The 1,720-nt window shown below is 72.6% G+C and carries 1 protein-coding gene; it reads right to left on the minus strand.

The genetic code is table 11. The features are described 5' to 3' along the window. A partial coding sequence (locus B7767_RS30760; protein WP_085575004.1) for a GuaB1 family IMP dehydrogenase-related protein occupies positions 1–1,385 on the minus strand: 1,385 nt, incomplete at its 3' end. Positions 1,386–1,720: the final 335 nt, after the last annotated feature.

The raw sequence follows: 1,720 nt of genomic DNA on the forward strand, positions 1-1,720 counted from the left end.
CCGACGACGGCCTTCTCGGCGAACTCCTCGAGCGATCCGGCCCCTGCGTAGGTGCAGGAGGAGCGGACGCCCGCGATGATCGAGTCGATCAGGTCCTCGACGCCGGGCCGGGTGGGGTCGAGGAACATGCGGGAGGTGGAGATGCCCTCCTCGAACAGCGCCTTGCGGGCGCGGTCGTACGCCGACTCCTCGGAGGTGCGGTTGCGCACGGCACGCGCGGAGGCCATGCCGAAGGACTCCTTGTAGGGGCGGCCGTTCGCGTCGTGCTGGAGGTCGCCCGGGGACTCGTAGGTCCCGGCGAACCAGGAGCCGATCATCACGTTGGACGCGCCGGCGGCGAGCGCCATCGCCACGTCGCGCGGGTGCCGGACGCCGCCGTCGGCCCACACGTGCTTGCCGTACTTCCTCGCCTCGGCGGCGCACTCCAGGACGGCGGAGAACTGCGGCCGGCCGACGCCGGTCATCATGCGGGTGGTGCACATGGCGCCGGGGCCCACGCCGACCTTGACGATGTCGGCGCCGGCCTCGATCAGGTCGCGGACGCCCGCGGCGGCGACGACGTTGCCGGCGACGATCGGCACCTGCGGGTCGAGGTCGCGGACCAGCTTCAGCGCGCTGATCATCGACTCCTGGTGCCCGTGCGCGGTGTCGATGACGAGCGTGTCGACGCCGGCGTCCAGCAGCTGTCGGGCCTTGCCCGCCACGTCGCCGTTGATGCCGACGGCGGCGGCTATGCGCAGCCGCCCCCGCTCGTCGGTGGCCGGGGTGTACAGGGTGGCGCGCAGGGCGCCCTTGCGGGTCAGGATGCCCGCCAGACGGCCGTCCCGGTCCACGGCGGGCGCGTAGCGGCGGTTGGCGGCGTCGAGGGTGTTGAAGGCCTCGCGCGGGTCCATGTCCGCGTCGATGAGGATCAGGTCCTTGGACATGACCTCTTCGAGCTGGGTGAAGCGGTCCACGCCGGACAGGTCGGTGTCGGTGACCACGCCGACCGGCCGGTGCTCGTCGTCGACGACGACGCCCGCGTTGTGCGCGCGCTTGGGCAGCAGGGCGAGCGCGTCGGCGACGGTCTGGTGCGGGGCCAGGACGATCGGGGTGTCCAGGACGTGGTGGCGGCCCTTGACCCAGGAGACGACCTCGGTGACGACCTCGATCGGGATGTCCTGCGGGATGACGACGAGTCCACCGCGCCGGGCCACCGTCTCGGCCATGCGGCGGCCTGCGATGGCGGTCATGTTCGCGACGACCAGCGGGATGGTGGTGCCGGTGCCGTCCGGCGAGCTGAGGTCCACGTCCTGCCGCGAGCCGACCGCGGAGCGGCTGGGCACCATGAAGACGTCGTCGTACGTCAGGTCGTACGCGGGCTGGATGTCGTTGAGGAAACGCACGTGCTGCACATCCCAGTCGATCAGAGGTGGCCCCCGGACAGGTCAGCCAGGGGGAAGAGCACGTACTTCATTGTCCCATGACGACCGGAACGCCCGCCCCGGGCAGATCGTCCAGGCTGGTCAGAGCCCTGCTCGGAGGATCCTCCAAGGGCCGGGGCCACGGTGGGCGACGGCGCCCGGCAGGCCGCCCGACAGCCACGTCCCGAGCGGCCGTCCGCTCCGCGGGACGCGCCGCCGCGTACGACGACACGGCGCCCCGGACCGGACGGTGGGGCCGGAGAGGAAGCCGCCGAGGGCGTCCCCGTCGCGGCCGAACCGGCCGGGCAGGTGCGGGA

The sequence above is a fragment of the Streptomyces sp. 13-12-16 genome (assembly GCF_002114215.1).
Lineage (GTDB): Bacteria > Actinomycetota > Actinomycetes > Streptomycetales > Streptomycetaceae > Streptomyces.